17 protein-coding genes are annotated in these 20,357 nt (G+C 58.0%); 6 read left to right on the top strand and 11 right to left on the bottom strand.

All coding sequences use genetic code 11. From position 1 onward, the window contains the following. Positions 1-131 precede the first annotated feature (131 nt). Both ACJ8IJ_RS18210 and ACJ8IJ_RS18205 read right to left on the bottom strand, forming a co-directional pair. The gene (locus ACJ8IJ_RS18210; RefSeq protein WP_286094105.1) at positions 132-3,212 is read right to left on the bottom strand and encodes a DUF4214 domain-containing protein; all 3,081 of its coding nucleotides are present in this window, start codon (positions 3,210-3,212) and stop codon (positions 132-134) included. Between the two features lie 149 nt (positions 3,213-3,361). Beyond that, on the bottom strand, positions 3,362-6,490 hold the full coding sequence (locus ACJ8IJ_RS18205; RefSeq protein ID WP_131164262.1) for a hypothetical protein: 3,129 nt from the start codon (positions 6,488-6,490) through the stop codon (positions 3,362-3,364). 294 nt (positions 6,491-6,784) lie between these two features. On the opposite strand from ACJ8IJ_RS18205, the gene pdxY reads away from it, so the two are divergent. Beyond that, the gene (gene pdxY / locus ACJ8IJ_RS18200) at positions 6,785-7,645 is read left to right on the top strand and encodes a pyridoxal kinase PdxY (protein WP_369324523.1); all 861 of its coding nucleotides are present in this window, start codon (positions 6,785-6,787) and stop codon (positions 7,643-7,645) included. A gap of 39 nt (positions 7,646-7,684) precedes the next feature. Here pdxY and gstA read toward each other — a convergent pair whose 3' ends face one another. The 4 genes from gstA to ACJ8IJ_RS18180 form a co-directional block, all read right to left on the bottom strand. After that, positions 7,685-8,290, bottom strand: a complete 606-nt coding sequence (gene gstA, locus ACJ8IJ_RS18195; RefSeq protein WP_004938367.1) for a glutathione transferase GstA — start codon at positions 8,288-8,290, stop codon at positions 7,685-7,687. A 92-nt stretch (positions 8,291-8,382) separates the two neighbouring features. Continuing rightward, entirely contained in the window at positions 8,383-9,267 is an 885-nt protein-coding gene (gene dapA, locus ACJ8IJ_RS18190) for a 4-hydroxy-tetrahydrodipicolinate synthase (protein WP_369324525.1), read from the bottom strand. 361 nt (positions 9,268-9,628) lie between these two features. Next, the gene (locus ACJ8IJ_RS18185) at positions 9,629-9,892 is read right to left on the bottom strand and encodes a DUF3811 domain-containing protein (protein ID WP_033642935.1); all 264 of its coding nucleotides are present in this window, start codon (positions 9,890-9,892) and stop codon (positions 9,629-9,631) included. Positions 9,893-9,987: 95 nt separating this feature from the next. After that, entirely contained in the window at positions 9,988-10,683 is a 696-nt protein-coding gene (locus tag ACJ8IJ_RS18180; protein WP_197752659.1) for an HD domain-containing protein, read from the bottom strand. A gap of 201 nt (positions 10,684-10,884) precedes the next feature. Here ACJ8IJ_RS18180 and ACJ8IJ_RS18175 point away from each other — a divergent pair, with 201 nt between their 5' ends. Continuing rightward, positions 10,885-11,277, top strand: a complete 393-nt coding sequence (locus ACJ8IJ_RS18175) for a nuclear transport factor 2 family protein (protein ID WP_004938379.1) — start codon at positions 10,885-10,887, stop codon at positions 11,275-11,277. On the opposite strand, the gene ACJ8IJ_RS18170 is transcribed toward ACJ8IJ_RS18175, so the two are convergent. Further along, on the bottom strand, positions 11,274-11,543 hold the full coding sequence (locus ACJ8IJ_RS18170; RefSeq protein WP_004938382.1) for a hypothetical protein: 270 nt from the start codon (positions 11,541-11,543) through the stop codon (positions 11,274-11,276). The genes ACJ8IJ_RS18175 and ACJ8IJ_RS18170 overlap by 4 nt on opposite strands. A 276-nt stretch (positions 11,544-11,819) precedes the next feature. Here ACJ8IJ_RS18170 and ACJ8IJ_RS18165 point away from each other — a divergent pair, with 276 nt between their 5' ends. After that, positions 11,820-12,200: a nuclear transport factor 2 family protein gene (locus ACJ8IJ_RS18165; RefSeq protein WP_015377744.1), complete on the top strand. Its 381-nt coding sequence runs from the start codon at positions 11,820-11,822 to the stop codon at positions 12,198-12,200. Between the two features lie 7 nt (positions 12,201-12,207). Here ACJ8IJ_RS18165 and ACJ8IJ_RS18160 read toward each other — a convergent pair whose 3' ends face one another. Next, a complete protein-coding gene (locus tag ACJ8IJ_RS18160; RefSeq protein WP_154870483.1) occupies positions 12,208-12,588 on the bottom strand; it encodes a RidA family protein in 381 nt (126 codons plus the stop codon). Positions 12,589-12,778: 190 nt separating this feature from the next. On the opposite strand from ACJ8IJ_RS18160, the gene ACJ8IJ_RS18155 reads away from it, so the two are divergent. Beyond that, positions 12,779-13,624 (top strand): aminoglycoside phosphotransferase family protein, encoded by an 846-nt coding sequence (locus tag ACJ8IJ_RS18155; protein ID WP_370456260.1) that lies wholly within the window; start codon positions 12,779-12,781, stop codon positions 13,622-13,624. Here ACJ8IJ_RS18155 and ACJ8IJ_RS18150 read toward each other — a convergent pair. Next, positions 13,589-14,092: a cupin domain-containing protein gene (locus tag ACJ8IJ_RS18150; RefSeq protein WP_442518432.1), complete on the bottom strand. Its 504-nt coding sequence runs from the start codon at positions 14,090-14,092 to the stop codon at positions 13,589-13,591. The two genes, ACJ8IJ_RS18155 and ACJ8IJ_RS18150, sit on opposite strands and share 36 nt — an antisense overlap. A gap of 100 nt (positions 14,093-14,192) precedes the next feature. Continuing rightward, entirely contained in the window at positions 14,193-15,380 is a 1,188-nt protein-coding gene (locus ACJ8IJ_RS18145; protein ID WP_004938398.1) for a benzoate/H(+) symporter BenE family transporter, read from the bottom strand. 115 nt (positions 15,381-15,495) lie between these two features. Here ACJ8IJ_RS18145 and ACJ8IJ_RS18140 point away from each other — a divergent pair, with 115 nt between their 5' ends. Together ACJ8IJ_RS18140 and ACJ8IJ_RS18135 are read left to right on the top strand one after the other, a co-directional pair. Beyond that, positions 15,496-16,059 (top strand): helix-turn-helix domain-containing protein, encoded by a 564-nt coding sequence (locus tag ACJ8IJ_RS18140; protein ID WP_369324527.1) that lies wholly within the window; start codon positions 15,496-15,498, stop codon positions 16,057-16,059. Between the two features lie 194 nt (positions 16,060-16,253). Beyond that, positions 16,254-18,347: a prolyl oligopeptidase family serine peptidase gene (locus ACJ8IJ_RS18135; RefSeq protein ID WP_275095879.1), complete on the top strand. Its 2,094-nt coding sequence runs from the start codon at positions 16,254-16,256 to the stop codon at positions 18,345-18,347. Positions 18,348-18,422: 75 nt separating this feature from the next. Here the strand turns inward: ACJ8IJ_RS18135 and dtpA are convergent, their stop codons facing one another. Next, positions 18,423-19,937, bottom strand: coding sequence for a dipeptide/tripeptide permease DtpA (dtpA, locus tag ACJ8IJ_RS18130; protein WP_004938405.1), 1,515 nt, complete (start codon positions 19,935-19,937; stop codon positions 18,423-18,425). Positions 19,938-20,357: the final 420 nt, after the last annotated feature.

The raw sequence follows: 20,357 nt of genomic DNA, 5'->3' as shown, positions 1-20,357 counted from the left end.
AGTACAGACCAAAACGGCTTGATTGCAGTGCGAGTTCACCTAAGGAAATTCTGTATTTGTTGAAAGTGCGGCCACCCTCGGCGTAGGGTGGCCGCAAATGGCCGGCCATGGCTAGCTGGCGCGGGTGACGATTAGGCAAACGCCTCCGGCAGCGAGTTTTCGGCCGCAATACCGTTCACGGTAACGGCCGGCGCATGGTAGTGCAGAGAAACGGCAGCCAGATAGGGATCCTGATTGCCGATCGAGAACACCACATCATCAGCGTCAAACGTCTGGTTATGATTTTTATCCACGATGACATAGACCGACTTATCCAACTTCAGCACACCGACTTCCGCCAACTGGTGGGTACTGGCGCCGTTGGTCAGCTTAGCCAGAACCTGCGAGAACAGCGCCTGGGCATTGTCGGTCGCCGTCAGATCGCTAAAGGCGGCCTGCAGTTCGTTGGGGCTGGTTGCGCTGCCATACAGCGTGGCGGTTTTATCGCCGGCCTTGGAGAAGACCCATTGGCTGCCGGCGTCACCGACATTGATCACACTGTTCTGATAGCCGACGTTCAAGGTGATCAGATCGTCTATTTTACTGTCGCTGAAGCTGAGTGTGCGTGCAGAGTCTACCGTGGTATTGCCTTTTACCTCTGCTTTCAACACCGTTAGACCGGTATCGTCAATGGTCAGCTGATGCCCGCTCAATTCGTTGATGACGGTGCTGAAGTCATCTTTGTTGGCTAACGAATTCAACGTGTTGTAGAAACTGCCGCCACCGGTGCCGCCTTTCTCCGCCACTAACTGCAACTTCATGTCCGAGTAAAATCGGCGATCGATATAGTCGTTTCCGCGGATGGTTTGCAGATTATCGCTGAAGTCCGCCGCGACGGTGAGGTTGAGTACCAGTGATTGATCGCCGGCATACATCGCGCCGGTCAGAAGCAGATCGGAGATCGAGTTGTCCCCGCCGCTTAGTATCATGGTACGTTTTTGTAGCATTTCTACGTTGCTGCTCATATAGACTTCCAGCGTTTGCTTATGGTCGGACGTAAAGCTGAACGTGCCCATATCCAGATCGAAGAACTTGCCGCTGTCTTTGGTGAACTCCAACGTAAAGCGGGTATCGCTTTGCCGGGTATCGTGTATATGAATATGACTGTTGCTTGTCAGACCCCCGGCCAGTTTGAACGAGTCATTGCCGACGTTAAGCAGCGTCAGGTCGCCGGAATAGGCCGAAATGATCCCGCCGGCGCTGCCGGTATAGCCGTTGCCGTTACTCAGGGGCAACTCGGCTTGGGTAAGAGGGGATGCGTTGGCGTAAGCCGCGTTATGGATGCCGGCATTTTGGCTGAAAAGGCCGAAGTCGAAGACTTTGCTGCCTTCGTTGGCAACCCATTTCCCGTCCAGATAAATATCGCCGGTTCCTCTGTAGTGCGTCAGATCGATATAGTTAAAATATTTGAATTGGTTGACGTTGCTGACGATAGTGCCTTCGAGCTTACCAAGCTGATTTGTGGTCAGATAAACCGATTTGGTAATGAAGTTAGCCGAGAGCGACGTGATAGTGGACGAGCTCGTTGTGTTAGCCTCTGCCAAAAAATCGCTGCCGATGTGGTTGGCGCCACCGTTGACGCCATTGCCGTCCCAGAGCAAGTTTTTCGTCATCAGGTTGATATGGGCATCGTTCAGGCTGCTGCCTGCTTCAACCACGACGCTTAAGAAGCTAATGGGTAAAGCGGCATCCGCATTGGCGATATTGGCGTCGTTGAGGCGCAGGGAAACGACTTTATTGCTCAGGGAAGAGAGCACCGTGGCGTTCGTGGCATAGAGACCGGACAGTATGATGGTGCTTACATCCCTGAGTACGGTCACATCCAGGTTTGTGGGCGTGTTGGCGTTGAGGTTTATCTGGCTCAAGCCCAATAGGGCGATTTCGGTCGTGGTGACCTCATGATCCCCCCGCCCATTGATGTTTGCCACCAGCTTGCCGTTATCCGACAGGGTGAACGTTCCGTTAAAGTCCTTTTGATAGCCCAATGCACCGCCCAATTTTATATCGAAGTCTTGCAGCAAGCTGGTCTGCGGCGGGTAGGGGTGATTATCCAGTGGGTATTTGCCTTCGCGGAAGGCATCGATGATCAGCGAGGATGCCTTGATATTGTCGTTGCCGGCCTTCAGCAGGATAGCCTGAGCTGAAGCGCTGTCGAGTGGCTGACCATAGAGTTTGAAGTAAATCTTTTGATAATCGCCGGCGTTGCGGAATTGGTAGGCGCTTGACAATATTTTCAGCAGATCGCTGTGAGAGGTGCCGCTGGCCAATAAACGGCTAAAGGTATCGAGCGCTGTGGCGTCAGCGGCGGTTCCGGCGACCGTCAGGTACAGTGCCATCACCGCTTCAGTATAAACAGGCGGTGGTAATTCACCGGGGGCATAGACATGGGTTGCCGCCGTGAAGTTTTGCTTGGCGGTGGTGGCGGTGGCGTCATTTCTGATGTCGTCCATCATACGCACCATGACCTCACCGCGGGTTTCACTGTGATCGTTCAATCCCGTTACGTATTTTTGCAGGTCACTCTCGCCGGCAGTTTTACCGAACCCGGTCGAAAATATTTTCCTGACAAAATCGTCGTTGCTGAGTGAATGGATATAGCCTTTCGTGGCGATGAATGCATTGGCGATATCGACGGTGCTTTTCTTGCCACTTACCAGCAGGCCGCTCCAGTATTGGACGGCGGCGGAATGGGTCATGCTGCCAAGCAGATAATAGAGCCCCTGAACATCTGCCGCCGCAGAGAGCTGTGACGGTTGCACCAGCTCTGAAGGATACAGCGTGGTGTTGACGACAGTCTGCAAATGCTGTTGTTGAGCTTGCTGCCCGGCATCGTTGCCCATGTAGTTTGTGACCTTGGCGATCAGTTCGGTCGTCAGATTGCCGAGAGATTTTCCCGCGTTGACCTGTGCGGTGAGTGCGTTCAGCGTCGAGGTGTCCGGCTGTGCGCCCGTGGTATTCTGATAGATGTATTGTATTTTTTGGCTGACGCTCAGGCCATCGTAACGATGGTGCCCGTCTTGCGAACGGATAAACATATTGGCTAATTCCGCTTGCGTGTAATCGCCTTTTTCCAGCTTTTTAGCGAAATAAGTCAACGCGTCATCATCGGCTTTTTTGCCCAAGGTGGCATAGAACAGTCGGGCTACACCTTGTTGCAAGGTCAGTAGGCTCATGATATTTCCCTGTGTGTTGTAAACAAGTGCGAGGCATCGACAAGTACAGACCAAAACGGCTTGATTGCAATGCAAGTGAACCTAAGGAAATTCTGTATTTGTTGAAAGTGCGGTCACCACCTTCGACGTGAGGTGACCGCCAATGTTCATCAGGCCATGGCTAATTCCGTTGCGGGTGCGGCGGTGCTGCCGGCGAGCGTGATGATCGGTGCCTGATAATGGAGATGGGTCGTGATATCGTAGACGTCTTTATTACCCAGCGAGAAAATAATGTCCTGGGCATCAAGTTTTTGATTGTTATTATTGTCAATAATAATATAAGCATTATTGCCTAATTTGACCGCACCGACGCTTTGCAACAGGGCGTCACTGTTGCCATGCGTTATTTTCGTCAGAGCCTGGTTAAATATGTCCTGCGCGGAATCACCGGGGCTGACAGTCAGCGAGTCAAACAACGCGTTGACCTGCTCCGTTTGGCTCAGTTCGCCGTAAATGACGATCTCGCCTGATGACTTGGCGTTGAATACCCAAGGATGATTCGGATCGCCGACGGTGAGGGTATCCGTAGGGGTGAGGGTATTGATGGTGACCATGTCCTCGATGGTACTGCGCTCAAAGTTGATTTTGCTGTCGTGCGCAAACTCATTGGTCATGACCAATGGATTCAGCGTGGTGTTACCTTTAAGCGTTAACGTCTGGCTGTTGGTATAGGCGATGGTGAGTTGTTCCCCGGCTAATGCCTCAATGACGCTGTCGAAGGCGCTGTGATGCTTCAGCGAAGTGAGTAGCTTATAGAACTCACCGCCGCCGCTACCGCCTTGTTCCATTATCAAATCCGTTTCGACGCGTGGAATGACTTCATTGCCGGGATTGAATGTCGGTTCGATAACAATACTTTTTAGGCTATTGCCAAAGTCTGCTTTTACCGTCACCTGCAATTTGCTTATGCCGCCTATGCGTATCGTTTCAATCGCGTTTTCGCCTGCCAGAGAGACTGAAGCGAATTTCGAACCGTTGGCATATAATCGGAGCTCTTCCGGCAATTGCCGCCCGAGGAAATGGCTGGTGAAGCTCAATGTCCCGGCGTCCAGGTGCTCGATGGCGCGGTTGCCGATACTGACGCCCCAAGGCCCGAAGATATCGTTCGGTGGTGCGGCAAGCGGCGCCAATTCCAGATGAAGTTTGCTTTGTGCCCCTGCATTGCCGTTAATGGTGAGAAAAGGCAGCGTGTTGAAGACGGGCAGGTTGATAACATGCACATTATCAGCGAAACCGGAAAGTGTTAATCCCTGGCTACCCGTCCAGTAATACCCGTCGCCGCTTTTCTGGGCATGGGGTGCCTGTTGTAAATGGGCCACAGTTGGGACGCTGTTGTTGTAAATACTGGCTGTTTGATTGATTACCCCATAATCGAAAATGTTTGCGCCTTCTGTCGCGATCCATTTCCCATCAAGATAAATATTTCCCGTGCCGCGATAACCCGCAAGATCGATCTGAGGGAAGAATTGAAACTGGTTGATATTCGTTTTGATTACGCCTTCAGTGTCGCCGCTTGCCGTCGAGGTCAGATAAATATCCTTCAAGATCAGGTTGGCGGAAACGACGCCATCCGCATCAAAAGCGTTCTGTGCGGTGAAGGCCGTGCTGACCCTGTTGGCTCCGTGGTTTACGCCATTGCCATTCCAGAGCAGGCTGGCACCCCCTGCGCCGAAAAGAAGATCCATTTTGGCATTAGCGAGATCGAATTTATCGGAAATCATTACCGCATCACGTTCAGTACCAAATGCAATCTTGTCAGTCATTTTGAAGTAAGGGTTCTCGTCCAGATTGAGCCGCAAGGCGAATCCCTTATTTTTTAATGAGTTGAGGGCAGTGGCGTCAGTGGGCATATTCCCCTGCAAGGTCACTTCTTGCAATTTGGTTGACTGGCTGAAATCAACGGCGACCGAGGCATTCACATTAAGAAAGACATGCGTCAGAACGGCCAACTCCACCGGGCTTAACGAATGTTGATTGCCGGTGTTCACCGCGCCGCTCAATACGCCGTCGGTGGAGAGCGATAATTCAGCGAAGGGTTTGTAATTCAGCGCCTGGGCGATGCTGAGTTGATAGGCGGCGACATCTGCCGGATGAGGTTCATGCGCGCCGTCGACTGGGGAAATCCCCTGGCGGAATGACTCGATAATCAACGCGCTGGCTTGATATCTATCGTTGCCGGCCTTCTGCAACAAGGCTTGGGACAGCGCCAGGCTCAGATTTTCGTGATACAGCGAAGCGTAGATTTTCTCGTAGTTGTCCGCTCCCTGGAATTGGTGGGCGTTGGCCAGCATTTTCAACAGCTCGGCGGAAGACATCCCGCTGGCGAGCGAACGGCTAAAGGTATCGAGTGCGGTCGCGTCTGCGGAAACGCCGGCCACCGTCAGGTAAAAGGACATCACGGTTTCGCCATAGTGCAAATCGGGGCGCTCGCCAGGCGTATAGACATGGGTGGCGGCCAGAAAATGACTTTTGGCCGTTTCATGCTGAGTGTCGGTGTCTGCTCGAATATCCGTTATCACACGCATAATGACTTCGCCACGGGTTTCACTGCCGATGTTCAAGCCCGCTATGTACTTCTGCACCTCGTCTGCGCCGGCCTGGTTGCCGAACGCTTCAAAAAATATTTTCTTCACGAAGTCTTCATTGCCAAGCGATTTGATATCGGTTTTGACGGTGGTGAAATAGGTCGCTATCTGTGCGGCGGTTTGGTGGCCGGCGGCGAGGACACTGCCCCAGTAATTTACCGCTGTGGCATTAATCACGCTGCCGAGTACGTAATAGATGCCCTGAATGTCCGCTGCCGCCGGTGCATGTTCTGCTGCCAGCACAAAAGCGGGATAGAGTGTGGTCGCGATGGTGTTCTCAACGTGTTGCTGTTGCGTCAGGATTGTTTGATCCGACCCGGCATAATCGCTGAGCTGGGTGATGAGTTCTTGCGTCAACTGACCGAGCGATTTGCCGGCATCGAGCTGTTTTACCCACTGCGCCACAGTGTCTGGGCCGGGGGAAATGCCGCTGGCGTTGTGATAGAGGTACTTCACCTTATCGGCGGTGCTCAGGTTATCATAGCGATGCCGGCCATCCGCAGAGAGAATGAAGAGATTGGCAAGTTCGCTTTGGTTATAAGTTCCTTTTTCAAGCTGTTTGGCGAAATAGATCAGGGCGCTATCGTCAGCCTTTTTGCCCAGTGTGGCGTAGAACAGGATGGCGACGTCTTGCTGTAGTTTTAATAAACTCATGACATGCTCCATGGCGTGGCGAAAAAACAATATTGGCAAGTAAAGCCTATCGTCGTCGGAATGCAATGCGGCAACCGTGGGGATATTCTGCGTTTTCAGGTCTCTCAGGCCGCGCAAGGCGGTTCTCGGCTTTTTTTGGATCGGACTTTTCGCTACAATATGCCGCCGTCGAAAGCATAAAAATTCCTCTCATTTCTTGTTTTTAACAGCGCCGGCATGACGTTTTCGCGTTGTGCACCCATTATCATTTCGCCGCGGGCTGATGCACACGGCATGGCGAGGTCAGTTGTTCCGATGAAAAACATTCTTTCTATCCAGTCGCACGTGGTGTTTGGTCACGCCGGCAACAGTGCGGCTGAATTTCCGATGCGCCGTATGGGCGCCAACGTCTGGCCGCTGAACACGGTACAGTTCTCCAACCATACGCAATACGGCCAGTGGACCGGCTGCGTCATGCCGGCCAATCACCTGACCGAGATCGCGCAGGGCATCGCCAATATCGATCAACTGAAGCGCTGTGATGCGGTGTTGAGTGGCTATATCGGTTCGCCGGAGCAGGGCGACCATATTCTGGAGATCGTGCGCCAGGTTAAGCAGGCGAACCCGAATGCCTGGTATTTCTGCGATCCGGTGATGGGACATCCGGAAAAAGGCTGCATCGTGGCGCCGGGCGTGGCCGAGTTTCACTGCCGCCAGGCGTTGCCGTGCAGCGACATGATGGCGCCGAACCTGCTGGAGTTGGAGATGCTGAGCCAGATGGCCGTCGCCAACGTGGCCGATGCGGTGCAGGCCGCCCGCGCGCTGATCGCCAAAGGGCCGCGGCTGGTGCTGGTCAAGCATCTGGCCCGGGCCGGCTATCACGCCGACTGTTTTGAAATGCTGCTGGTGACGGCGGAGGAGGCCTGGCACATCAGCCGGCCGCTGGTGGACTTCGGCGCGCGTCAACCGGTCGGCGTCGGCGATTTGACCAGTGGTCTGCTGCTGGTGGATCTGCTGAAGGGCGGGGCGCTGGATAAAGCGCTGGAGCACGTGACCGCCGCCGTGTATGAGGTGATGCTGACCACGCAGGCGATGGGCGAGTACGAACTGCAGGTAGTGGCGGCACAGGATCGGATCGTGCAACCGCGCAGCGAGTTCAAAGCGGTAAAACTGTAAGTGCAACGGGCCCCGGCGATAGCCACCGGGGCCGAATGTTTACTTCAATCCTTCGGCGTTCAGCGCCGCATCCACCGCCGGGCGCGCCGCAACGCGATCGAACCAGGCCGCCAGATGGGCGTGTTTGCGCACGTCGAACTGCAGGGCGAACGCCCAACGCAACACGGTGAACAGATAGGCGTCGGCCACGCTGAAACGGTTTCCCAACAGGAAGTGCTGCTTCGCCAGCACCGAATCCAGATAGCTGAACTGTTGCTCCAGCCTGGCGCGCGCGATGGTTTTGTATTCCTCGGGCGTTTTCGGGTTGAACAGCGGGCTGAATCCTTTGTGCAGCTCGGTGGCAATGTAGTTCAGCCATTCGATCGCGTGGTAGCGCGACAGGGTGCCCGCCGCCGGGATTAGGTTGCGATCCGGCACACGGTCCGCCAGATATTGCACGATCGCCACGCCTTCGGTCAGCAGGCTGCCGTCATCCAGCAGCAGCGCCGGGACCTGTCCCTTGGGGTTGATGGCGAGGTAATCGGCGCCGCTCTCGGTTTTCTTCTGCGCCAGATCGACCTTCTCCGCCGTAAAATCCAGCCCTGCCTCACGCAACACGATATGCGGGGACAGCGAACAGGCGCCGGCTTTATAGAACAGTTTCATCGGAAGCTCCTTGTTGATGACGAATGACGGGCATGCTTAACCTCTCATCGTAGTCCCATAGCACCAAAATTACAGCGGCTTAGCTAACAAATTTAACCGACGATCGCCTCGGCGGGCTGCAGCTGCGCCAGCGTCGCGGCGATCTGCTGCTGCAGCGCCGGCGGCGCCACCTGCATCGGCGAACGCAACTCGTTGGCGATCAGCCCCTGCTGGGCCAGCACCGTCTTGACCGGCGCCGGATTCGGGAAGCTGAACATCTGGTGGATCATCGGCAGCAGCTCGTAGAAGTTGCTGCGCGCCGCAGCCAGATCGCCGGCGGCGACCTGCTGCACCAGCTGGACGAAACGTTCCGGGTGAACATGCGCGGCGGCGGAGATGGCGCCGGTGCCGCCGAGGCACAGCGTGGTGAGGATCAGATTGTCTTCCCCGGTCATCACATCGATTTCGCCATCGGCGATCAGCGCCATGGTGGTGTCAGGGTTGCCGCCGCAGTCCTTGATGGCGGTGATGCGCGGATGGCGTGCGAGCCGGCGCAGCGTGGCCAGCTCCATGGCGATGCCGGTGCGCTGCGGAATGTTGTACAGGATCACCGGCACGGTGGAGGCGTCGGCCAACTGGGTAAAATAGTCGTTCAGGCCGCATTGCGAAGGGCGGATGTAGTAAGGCGCCGGGATCAGCACGCCGGCGATGTCGCGCAGCTGAATGGCCTGCTGCATCTGCAGCGTGGCGGCCATGTTATTGCCGGAAAGGCCCATCACCACCTGGCGTGCAGGCGCCACTTCCAATACGGCGTCGAGCACCGCCAGCTGTTCTTCTTTGCTCAGCGCGGCGGCTTCACCGGTGGAGCCGCAGACCACCAGACCATCGATGCCGGCGTCGAGCAGGTGCCGCGCCAGGCGTTGCACCGCCGGCAGGTCGACGGCGTCGTGATTGAAAGGGGTAACCATCGCCACCCAAATACCCGAAAATGAGGCCATAAAATATTCCTTCTGTGTGACCGACAGAGAAGCCAGATGAGAAAATTGAAGGCGGGGCGTTGCGTGCCATCCAGTCAGCTCATCTGACGGGACAGCGCGCCCCGGTCAAATGAGCGTCTGTTTCTTCGATGTAACCGCTGCCAAACCGCCAAGGGGCAACGCAGGTGTCATCAGAAAATCAGCGTTGCGTGGGTAGGCCATGGCAGTCTCGCGAAAAGGGGAAGTGGGGTGATAATGAATATTCTTCATCAGGCTGTCAATTTACAACAGATTGATAACATTGTTATTCATGATTCGCCGGTGAGGATGAGTTTGGCTAATAAACGACAATCCCCGCGGCGGCGGGGATTGTTTGGCTGATTCAGCGCGGCGGGCGGGTACCGATGGTGGCGGACCAGCTGAAGGTGTCGCCGCTTGGCCGGTAGCGGTTGGCCTTGCGTTCCGCGCGCTCTGCCTTGGCGAGCTTCGCTCTGGCGGCCATGATGCGCGCCACCACTTCATCCTTGACCTTGTGCTGTTCGGCGTTGGTCAGCGGCCGGCCGTGGCTTTTACGCGCCTTGTCCAATTCGGTTTTCACTTCCCGCTGTTCGCTTTCCGTCATCTCTTTCAACGTCAACTTTTTCATTTTTGCCGCCCGTTCGGTGAAGTTGGCTTTCAGTTTAACGGCGTTATATGACCGAAAATGTTATGGGCATAACGAAAATGCCCCGTAAGCCCAGGTTACACCTCTTCCAGCAGATCGTCGACAAAGCGCCGCATGCGTTCGGTGCGCTGTTCGGCCATCTGCCGCCCGGCGGCGGTCTGGAAGCCGTCTTGCAGTTTGAACAGCTTGGTTTCGAAGTGATCCAGGCTGAAACGTTTGTCGTCGTATTGGCGATGTTCGGCCCGCGGATCGGCGGCGTCATACAGCGCGCTGCGCATGCGGCCGCCGATATAGAAGCAGCGCGCCACGCCGATAAGGCCGATAGCGTCGAGGCGATCGGCATCCTGCAGGATCTTCGCCTCCAGCGTTTGTGGCGGGATGCCGGCGGAAAAACTGTGCGCTTCAATGGCGTGAGCCACCGCCGCGATGTCCGCCGGCGCCCATTCCAGCCGGGCCAGCGTCAGCGTGGCTTGCTCCGCCGCCATGCGCGAGGCCAGATGGCGCTGCGGCGAATTCTTTTCCACCGCGACGGCGTCGTGCAGCAGCACCGCCGCGCAGAGAATGCGCCGGTCGCCGCCTTCCAGCTTGCTGATCCGACGGCAGTTCTTCCAGACCCGGTGCAGGTGCGCGACGTCATGCGAACCGTCGTCCGACTCGAGGGTGAGCGGCAGCAACGTTTGTGCCAGCGCCTGGTAGGGGGAAAACGGTTGTAACAGCTCTTGCGTCAGCGAGGGTAAAGACACGTTCAGCTCCTGTTGGGGGAAATCGGTCAATCAGCATAGCCGTGCCGGATGCCGGGAGGATGACAGTAAAACGGCTATTGTTTACTAAAGTGCAACCCACTATTGTCATAACTGCGGTTTTTGCAGCGAAACAAGCAACCTAGAATAGCCGAATTCCGCCGTCTCCGCCTGGTGAGAGCCTGTGTCCGCGGGGATGGCCGGAATATCCTCATCAGCCATGGGAGAAGAGACATGCCAACCCCTCTTGAAATAGTGCGCGCAACCTATGAAGGCAGCTCCGAAGAAAACGGCCGCAATCTGCTGGCGGCGCTGGCCCCCGATGCCGAGTGGACCGAAGCCGCCGGTTTCCCTTACGCCGGTACCTATATCGGCCCGGAGAACATCATCAAGAACGTGCATCAGCGCCTGGGCAGCGAATGGCAAGGTTACCGCGCCGACGTCGATCACTTTTACGACGCCGGCGACAACGTGATCGCTCAGGGTTTTTATCACGGCACCTACCGGGCCACCGGCAAATCCTTCAGCGCCTCTTTTGCGCATATTTATACGCTGCGCGCCGGCAAAATCGTGAAGTTCGTGCAGATCGTCGACAGTGCTAAAGTGTTGGAGGCGATGCAGCCTTAATCGCCGCTGCGCTTGCCGAATTTGCGGTCAAACTCGCGCCGGTAACCCCGGGCCTTGTTGCGATCGCGGATCCACAAATAGCCGCACACCAGCGCAACCGCTCCCGAGAAGGTGACGTTGCGCATATCCCGGTCATACCAAAACACCAACAGCGCATCCAGCGCCGCAATCAGCGCGATCCATTTGTACATATGGGATTGGCGCCGCGTGGCGGCGTTGAGTCGTTTTAACTGTCTGGCTTCGTCCAACACCGGTTTTTGCTGCATAGCGTTTCGTTATCGTCAGGCTGTTCACGCTAAATTAGCAGAATTTCCCTCACCGTCGCAAAGATTAACGCGCGGCGTCATGCGGTTTTCAGCGCCCCTGGCGCGGCGCAGAAAATTTATGCGTGGGCGCTTGAATTGTTCATCGGGCGTGATAGGTTATTTATTCGTTATTTTTGGGTTTTTATTCATAATTCGCCGTGTCATCAAGCTGCAGCACTGGGCGGTTAACGTGATGGGTTCGACGCATGCGGCGGTTAACTTCGGCAGGAGGATGTGATGAACGATAAAACGGCACGCCCGCAGGATGTGGTTCAACAACAGCTTGACGCCTATAACGCCCGCGACATCGAGGCCTTTATGGCCTGCTGGGCGGACGACGCCCAGTATTACGAGCATCCAGACACGCTGCTGGCCAGCGGCAAGGCGGCGATCCGTGAACGGCATCTGGTGCGTTTCCAGGAGCCGAGTCTGTATGGCGAACGGATAAAACGCATGGCGGTAGGCAATATGGTGGTCGATCAGGAAGTGGTGACGCGCAATTTCCCGCAGGGGCGCGGCAAAATGGATGTCATCGCCATCTATGAAGTGGAACAGGGGCGGATCGCCAAAGCCTGGTTCAAGATCGGCCCCTGCGTGCCGGATGAGGGCGCGCTCTAGCCGCGCATTACTGCAACGCCATCACCGCCTCTATTTCCACAGACACCGCGGGTGAGAACAACGCGCTGACCGCCATCAGTGAACAGGCCGGCAGCGCGCCATCGAAATAGTCAAACAGCACCGGGCGCACGCCCGCCAGATCGGCGATGTCGGTCAGGAACACGCTGATTTTAATCAATGCCTTGAGGTTGACGCCTTCGCTGGCGGCAATGGTGGCCAGCTGTTCGAGGATCTCCTGCGTTTGCTCCGGCGCGCTCAATCCCTGAGCGTCGGTGGCGTAGGCCGTCAATCCGGAAACGTATAAGCGATCGCCGTGGCGCACCGCATGCACATAGGGGCCGCCCGGCGTCGGCAACTGCGGATAATTCGTGCGTTTTAATGATGTCATGGTCAAACCCCGCGCAAGACCGGTTAATAAAATCGACAAACTTGGTTAGGATACTGAAGAAACGGCGGCCAGGCGCCGCGCACCGATGATATTTGAGAGTATCATCCCTCTTTATTTTATACGTCGTCTTCACCCGAATGTGACAGTGCGGCGCAACTCGGCCACAAGGACGCATGAGACGATGAACCCGATTTTTACTCCCTACCTGCAACGCTGGCAACTGGAACAGGATGGCAAAGCCTTCGAAACCCACAGCAGTCTGCTGATGCCGGTGCGTTACCGGGGCGAGGCCGCCATGCTGAAGATCGCCCGCGAGCAGGAGGAGCGCTTCGGTGGCCGGCTGATGTGCTGGTGGCGCGGGGAAGGCGCCGCGCTGGTGCTGGCGTGGCACGACGACGGCATTCTGCTGGAGCGCGCGCAGGGCGAAGGTTCGTTGGCGCAGCTGGTGCGTGATGGCGACGATGAGCAGGCCACGCAGATCCTGTGCCGTGCGATCGCCGCCTTGCATGCGCCGCGAGAGGCACCGCTGCCCGAATTGATCCCGCTGCAGGAGTGGTTCAGCTCGCTGTGGCCGGCGGCGCAGGCGCACGGCGGCATGCTGCGCCTCAGCGCTACAACGGCGGCGGAATTGCTGAGCAGCCCGCGAGAAGAAAGCGTGCTGCACGGCGATATCCACCATGACAATGTGCTCGACTTTGGCGAACGCGGCTGGCTGGCGATCGACCCCAAGCGTTTGTACGGTGAACGGGGCTTCGATTACGCCAATATCTTCTGCAATCCCAACTACGGTATCGCCACCGATCCGGCCATTTTCCAGCGCCGCGTGGAACAGGTGTGCCGATTGGCCGGGTTGGATCGCCGGCGCTTGCTGCAATGGATCCTGGCCTGGTCGGGGCTCTCCGCCGCCTGGTTCATGGAAGACGGGCAGGCGGCTGACATTGACTTTCGCGTGGCCGAACTGGCGGCGCGCGCGTTGGATATCCCGTTGCCGGACGGCGATTCAGGGTTCATCCTGCCAGTAATCGAGCGAGGTTGAAAGGCGCTGCAGGTAGCGCACCTGCTCGCCGTCTGCGCTGCGCGCCATCGCCTGGTATTTGCCGGAATCCGGGTACATCACCAGCTCCGGCTGTTCGCGCGTGCTGACGGACAGGTACTTCAGCGGCGCATCGGAAGTGTTGATGATCTGGTGCGGGTATTCCGGGCCCGGCGGAATGAAGATGACATCCCCGCTGACGATCGGCAGCATTTCTCCTGCCACCCGCAGCGTACCGCTGCCTTCCAGAATGATGAACATTTCCTCCTGAGCGTAGTGAAAATGGTAGGGGCAGGAGCGCATGCCCGGCGCCACACAATCGAAAGAGGCGCCCAGCTTGTCGGCGGCGGTGCCGGTGCCGAGACGGGCGCCGACGCTGTCATACAACGGCGGCCGCCGGTCATGTTTCATCTCTACCTGTTCGACATTGCGTATCAGGCGCTGAGCCAACAGCGCAGCTTTCTCAGTCATAAGCTTCCTTGGTGACGGCGTCACTTATTAGGTGAATTGACAGTCAGACGACAGAGAAAGTGAAGGCGCCACGGCGTCGCTTGTCAATGTAGACCGCCCGTTACGCCTCGGAGGTTCGCCGCGGCAGCGACAGCAGCAGATGGGCGATGGCGCCGCCGACAATGCCCCAGAAGGCCGAACCGATGCCCAGTAATGTGACGCCGGAGGCGGTGATGAGGAAGGCAATCAGCGCCGCGTCGCGCTGTTTCTCATCATGCAGCGCGCGCTGCAGGCTGCCGCCGATGGTGCCGAGCAGCGCCAGCCCGGCGATGGTGTGGATCAAGGCGACCGGCAACGCGCTGAACAGCAAGCCGATGGCGCCGCCGAACAACCCGGCCAATAAATAGAAGCCGCCGGCGGCCACCGCGCCCATATAGCGCCGCTGCGGATCGGGATGCACGTCCGGCCCCATGCAAATGGCGGCGGTAATGGCGGCGATGCACACCGAGAAACCGCCGAATGGCGCCAGCAGCAGCGCGGTCAGCGCCGTCCAGGCGATCAGCGGTGAGGTGGGGACACGGTAACCCGCCGCCTGCAGCGTAGCGATCCCGGGAGCGTTCTGTGAAGCCATGGTCACCACGAAGAAGGGCACGCCGATGCCGAGCAGCGTCGGCCAGCTGAAATGCGGCGCGATAAATTCCGGCACGGCGAACGCCGGCGTCTGTTGCGTCAGCTGGATATCGCCCTGCAGCGCGGCGATCGCCAGCCCAATCGCCAGCGTCAATACGATGGCGTAGCGCGGCAGGTAACGGCGGCTGAGCAGATAGGTCAGCCCCATACCGGCGCTGAGGAGGAAATTGAGCTGCAGCGAAGCGAAGGCGTCCAGCCCGAAACGCAGCAGGATCCCCGCCAGCATCGCGGCGGAAATCGCCTGCGGAATATAATCCATCAGGCGAGCGAACAGCCCGGTGACGCCGCAGAGCAGGATCAGACCGGAAGCGAAGATAAACACCCCGATCGCCTCGTTGATCGGCGTGCCGGGCAGGCTGGTGACCAGCAGCGCCGCGCCGGGCGTCGACCAGGCGGTGAGGATCGGGGTGCGATAGTAAAGCGACAGCCCGAGGGAAGTGACGCCCATTGCGATCCCAAGTGTGCTCAGCCAGCCGCCGATCTGCGCCGGCGTAGCGCCCGCGGCGGCGGCGGCCTGGAAAATGATGGCGGCAGAGCTGGTGTAACCGACCAGAACGGCGACAAAGCCGGCCATGACGGCGGGCAGGGTCAGATGACGCAGGGTGACGGCAGGGCGCATGAGCAGCTCCAATCGGTGGTTGTGCGTTATAACGCACGGCGAGAAATCAGCATAGCATCGTGCGCTATAGCGCACAAGCGGGTATAATCGGGCTCGACACGCAGAGGAGAACTGGATGCAGGAACTTGCCGGCCATTTGGCGCACACCCTTCGCACGCTGCGCGCACAGCGCGGCTGGAGCCTGACGCAGGCGGCGGAATACACCGGCGTCAGCAAGGCGATGCTCGGGCAGATTGAACGCGGCGAGTCCAGCCCGACGGTGGCGACGCTGTGGAAGATCGCCACCGGTTTCAACGTGGCGTTTTCCGCCTTTCTTGAGGCCTCACCCGCGCAGCAGCAGGCGACGTTGCACCGCTATGGCGATCTGCCGGTATACGATCAGGACAACGCCGACATGCGCGTGGTGCCGCTGTTTCCCTACGATCGCCAGCTGGCTTTCGATATGTTCGTCATCGATCTCGCGCCGGGTGCGCTCAGCGAATCGTCGCCGCATGAGCCGGGCGTGATCGAGCATGTGATCGTGATCAGCGGCCGGTTGGAATTGGCGATAGACGGCGCGTGGCACAGCCTGGCGGCCGGCGAGGCGATGCGCTTTCAGGCAGATCGGCCGCATGCTTACCGCAACGCCGGTTCACAAACGGTGCGTATCCACGATCTGATCCACTATCCTCAATCCTGACTCAACGCGGCGGCCGTGGGCTTTGACTCCGCGCCGCCAAACGCCTACCTTGTTGAAAATGACTCTTATTTCACAGGCTGTCGCCCATGACGGGGCGGCGTTGCAGCCGACTCAAAAGGAGCTTGATTTTGCCGGTCACCAATCGACGTCAGTTCATTAAACTCAGTGCGCAAACCGCAGGAGCCGTATTCGCGATGACTTCATTACCCAACAGTATCCGCCTGGCGATGGCGGCGGAGGGCGGCGCGGCCGCCGGCGATGAATTCCTGTGGCTGGAAGAGCTGCAGGGTAAAAAAGCGCTGCAATGGGTGCAGCAGGAAAATCAGCGCACCGTGGCACGTTTCGGTCAGGGCGAAGACTTTCAGCGCATTGAGCGCGAAGTCCTGGATATCCTCAATAAAGACACCCAGATCCCGTGGGTGAGCAAACGCGGCGAGTACTATTACAACTTCTGGCAGGATCAGGCCAACCCGCGTGGCCTGCTGCGGCGCACCACGCTGGACGAGTACCGCAAGGCCAAACCGGCCTGGGAGACGGTGCTGGATATCGATGCGTTGGGCAAAGCGGAGGGCAAGGATTGGGTTTATCAGGGCTCGCAACCGCTGGCGCCGGAATACCGTTATTGCCTGATGCAGCTGTCGCCGGACGGCGGTGACGCCACCGAAATCCGCGAATTCGATCTGGTTGCCAAACGTTTCGTCAAAGACGGTTTCAACGTGCCGGTGGCGAAAAGCCGGGTTTCCTGGGTCGATCGGGACACGCTGTTCATCGCCACCGATTTCGGCCCCGGCTCGATGACCCAGTCCGGCTATGCACGCATCGCCAAACGCTGGCGGCGCGGCACGCCGCTGAGCGCCGCCGAAACGCTGTACGAAGCGCAGCCCGAGGACATGGCGGTTTTCGCCTATCACGATCGCACGCCGGGCTTTGAGCGCGATTTCGTCGGCCGCAGCCTGGACTTCTATCGCCGTGACTATTTCTTGCTGGCTCAGGATGGTCGGCAGAAAAAAATCGACATCCCGGCCGACGCCGAGCTGGACACACATCGGGAATGGCTGCTGATCAAACCGAGCAGCGACTGGGAAGTGGGCGGCAAGCGTTATCCGTCCGGCGCGCTGCTGGCGGCCAACTTCGATGACTATCTGGCGGGCAAGCGCGAGCTGCAGCTGCTGTTTACCCCGACGGCGGAGCAGGCGCTGAGCGGCTACAGCGGCACTCGCGATCACCTGATCCTCAGCATCATGGATAACGTGGTCAACCGGCTGGAGGTGCTGACGCCGCAGGGAGGCAGCTGGCAGCGTCGTCCGCTGGGCAACCCCGGCGCCATCAGCACCCTTTCCGCCGGCGGCATCGACGAAGAGAGCAACGCCTATTTCCTTACCGTCAGCGGGTTCCTGCAGCCGACCTCGCTGTATATGGGCAATCTCGACGGCGGTGAGGCGACGTTGTTGAAACAGGCGCCGCAGGACTTTGACGCCGCCGGCTATCAGGTCAGCCAGCATTTCGCGCGCTCCAAGGACGGCACCCGCGTGCCGTATTTCCAGATCGCCGCCAAAGATCTCAAGCTGGACGGCAGCACGCCGACGCTGCTGTATGGCTACGGCGGATTTGAAGTGCCGCTGTTGCCGGGCTATCTCGGCGGCAAGGCGCCGGCCTGGCTGGAGCGCGGCGGGGTGTACGTGGTGGCCAACATCCGCGGCGGCGGCGAATACGGCCCGGCCTGGCATCAGGCGGCGCTCAAGCAGAACCGCCATCGCGCCTATGAGGATTTCGCCGCCGTGGCCGAAGATCTCATCGCACGCAAGGTGACCTCGGCGCCGCATCTCGGCGCACGCGGCGGCAGCAACGGCGGCCTGCTGGTGGGCAATATGCTGACGCTGTATCCGCAGCTGTTCGGCTGCATCGTCTGCGAAGTGCCGCTGCTGGACATGCAGCGCTATACCCAGCTTTCCGCCGGCGCGTCGTGGATCGCCGAATACGGCGATCCGAGCAAGCCGGAGGAGTGGGCCTACATCAAGACCTTCTCGCCATACCACAACATTCAGGCGCAGACGGCCTACCCGCCGGTGCTGTTCTATACCGCGACCAGCGACGATCGGGTCAACCCGGCCCACGCCCGCAAAATGGCGGCGCGCATGCAGGCGATGGGGTATCAGCAGGCCTATTTCTATGAAAATACCGAAGGCGGGCACAGCGCCGCCGCCGACAAGCAGCAGGCGGCGTTCCACAGCGCACTGGTAAGCGAATTCATGTGGGCCAACCTGAGCGGCAAACCCAAGTCAGCGTAAGCCTTTTTCTTGCGGCATAAAAAAACACCGGGGCGTTAACCCCGGTGTTTTTATTTACGCTCAATCCGCCGGCGGTCAGCGAGCCGCAGTGGCTTCCTGCGCTTTCTGATTGGCGTCTTCGGTGGTGTCCAGCGTCATGCGGTACAGCTTCGGCGCGGTCAGCATCATCAGGATAGCGATGACGGCGGTGACGATGCCGATCTGCATAAACACATGGCTGTAGATGGCCAGCGAAGCGTGCGCGTCGTTGATGTCGCTTGGCACGGCGGTCAGACCGGCAACCTTACCGGCGATCAGCGCGGCGGCGGCGGTAGTCAGGAACCAGGAGCCCATGATGAAGCCCATCAGACGCTGTGGCACCAGCTGTGCCACCATCGCCAGACCCAGGCCGGAAATCATCAGCTCGCCGATGCTCTGCAGCGCGTAGCTCAGGATCAGCCAGTTGACCGACACGATGCCCTGTTCGTTGGCGAAGCTGGCGCCCCATGGCAGCACCAGGAAGGCGCAGGAGCAGAGGATCATGCCGAAAGCGAACTTGTGCGGCATCGGCAGGCGATCGCCCATTTTGTTATACAGCGCGGCCAGAATCGGGCTGGCGAGCATGATCCAGAACGGGTTCAGCGCCTGATACTGCTCCGGCTCGAAGGCGACGCCGAAGATGCTGTGTTCCACGTTATGGATGGCGAAGAAGTTCAGCGAGGTTGGCATCTGGCTGTACAGCACGAAGAACACCACCGCTTCCAGCATCAGCAGGAAGGCGACGATCATCTTGCGGCGTGCGGCGCCGTGCAGGGCGAAGGTTTCCTTGGCGAACACCAGAACGATACCGGCGGAAACGAGGGCCAACGCCCAGCGCGCGATCACTTGGTTGTGCAGCAGCCAGCTGGACACGGCGATCAACGCCACGATGCCGACCAGCACCATCAGCAGCTTCGGCAGATGCAGCGGCTTGAAGTCAGGTCTGGAGCCGTTTTCCTTCACCCACTTGTGGCACATCATAAAGTTGACCAGGGTGATCAGCATGCCGACCACGCTCAGGGAGAACGCCACGCTCCAGCCGTATTTCGCCGCCAGCCACGGGGTGGCCAGCATGGAGAAGAAGGAACCGATGTTCACCGACATGTAGTACATGGTGAAAGCGCCGTCGATGCGCGGGTCATCTTTCTCATAGCAGGTGGACAGCAGGGAGGACGGGTTAGCCTTGAACAGGCCGCTGCCCACGGCGATGGTCGCCATGCCCATGTAAACCCAGAAGATGTCGTGGCCGGAGTAGGCCACCATGGCGTAACCGGCGGCCAGCACCAGTGCGCCGAGCACGATCACGCGTTTGGCGCCCAGCACCTTGTCGCCCAGCCAGCCGCCGATGGCGACGAAGCCGTATACCAGGGCGCTGAAAGAAGAGAACAGGGTGATGGAATCGGCTTCGCTCATGCCGAGCATCTTGACCAGATAAACCGCCATGATGCCCTGCAGGCCGTAATAGCCGAAACGCTCCCACAGTTCGATCGAGAAGATCAGGTAGAACGCTTTCGGTTGTTTGAACGCGTTAAGGCTAACGCTCTCCGGGTGTTGGTTGTTTGCTGTTGACACTGGTACCTCTGTTTTTTCGCAGCCCGTCTTTGGAGGACGGGAAAGTACAAAAGTTGATGCGGAACGGCATCCTTTTGCGTTGTTATAGGATGGGGACGGCGGTTAATGTTCACTATCTTTGTCAACGTGGCAAGCAGTTTGTCATATTCGGTTACATTTAACGCTCGCAGGATTATGCTGCGATGTTGCAAATGTTATGCAGTATTAACTTTCGGGTTTTAATGGTTTACCGATTTTTTGTTTTGATTAAAAGCTATACGGATTTTAAACAGGGATATATTCTGCTGAATTGCTATTTTTTAGCGCATCAGTGTATGTGTGGTTATTAATCCATTGGAATGTTGTGCATATGCAGCGTTTTGTAAAATTATAGAAATTTAGGAAAACGGGACTGGCATTTGTGAACGCCTTGTGATCCTG

The organism is Serratia sp. CY40230 (genome assembly GCF_052168835.1).
Classification (GTDB): Bacteria; Pseudomonadota; Gammaproteobacteria; order Enterobacterales; family Enterobacteriaceae; genus Serratia; species Serratia nematodiphila.
This window is presented reverse-complemented; position numbering and strand designations above follow the sequence as displayed.

What these genes read in the sequence shown, in the direction of transcription:
- ACJ8IJ_RS18210 (WP_286094105.1), bottom strand. Translation starts at nt 3,212, where the DNA reads ATGAGCCTACTGACCTTGCAACAAGGTGTAGCCCGACTGTTCTATGCC.
- ACJ8IJ_RS18205 (WP_131164262.1), bottom strand. Translation starts at nt 6,490, where the DNA reads ATGAGTTTATTAAAACTACAGCAAGACGTCGCCATCCTGTTCTACGCC.
- pdxY (WP_369324523.1), top strand. Translation starts at nt 6,785, where the DNA reads ATGAAAAACATTCTTTCTATCCAGTCGCACGTGGTGTTTGGTCACGCC.
- gstA (WP_004938367.1), bottom strand. Translation starts at nt 8,290, where the DNA reads ATGAAACTGTTCTATAAAGCCGGCGCCTGTTCGCTGTCCCCGCATATC.
- dapA (WP_369324525.1), bottom strand. Translation starts at nt 9,267, where the DNA reads ATGGCCTCATTTTCGGGTATTTGGGTGGCGATGGTTACCCCTTTCAAT.
- ACJ8IJ_RS18185 (WP_033642935.1), bottom strand. Translation starts at nt 9,892, where the DNA reads ATGAAAAAGTTGACGTTGAAAGAGATGACGGAAAGCGAACAGCGGGAA.
- ACJ8IJ_RS18175 (WP_004938379.1), top strand. Translation starts at nt 10,885, where the DNA reads ATGCCAACCCCTCTTGAAATAGTGCGCGCAACCTATGAAGGCAGCTCC.
- ACJ8IJ_RS18170 (WP_004938382.1), bottom strand. Translation starts at nt 11,543, where the DNA reads ATGCAGCAAAAACCGGTGTTGGACGAAGCCAGACAGTTAAAACGACTC.
- ACJ8IJ_RS18165 (WP_015377744.1), top strand. Translation starts at nt 11,820, where the DNA reads ATGAACGATAAAACGGCACGCCCGCAGGATGTGGTTCAACAACAGCTT.
- ACJ8IJ_RS18160 (WP_154870483.1), bottom strand. Translation starts at nt 12,588, where the DNA reads ATGACATCATTAAAACGCACGAATTATCCGCAGTTGCCGACGCCGGGC.
- ACJ8IJ_RS18150 (WP_442518432.1), bottom strand. Translation starts at nt 14,092, where the DNA reads ATGACTGAGAAAGCTGCGCTGTTGGCTCAGCGCCTGATACGCAATGTC.
- ACJ8IJ_RS18145 (WP_004938398.1), bottom strand. Translation starts at nt 15,380, where the DNA reads ATGCGCCCTGCCGTCACCCTGCGTCATCTGACCCTGCCCGCCGTCATG.
- ACJ8IJ_RS18140 (WP_369324527.1), top strand. Translation starts at nt 15,496, where the DNA reads ATGCAGGAACTTGCCGGCCATTTGGCGCACACCCTTCGCACGCTGCGC.
- ACJ8IJ_RS18135 (WP_275095879.1), top strand. Translation starts at nt 16,254, where the DNA reads ATGACTTCATTACCCAACAGTATCCGCCTGGCGATGGCGGCGGAGGGC.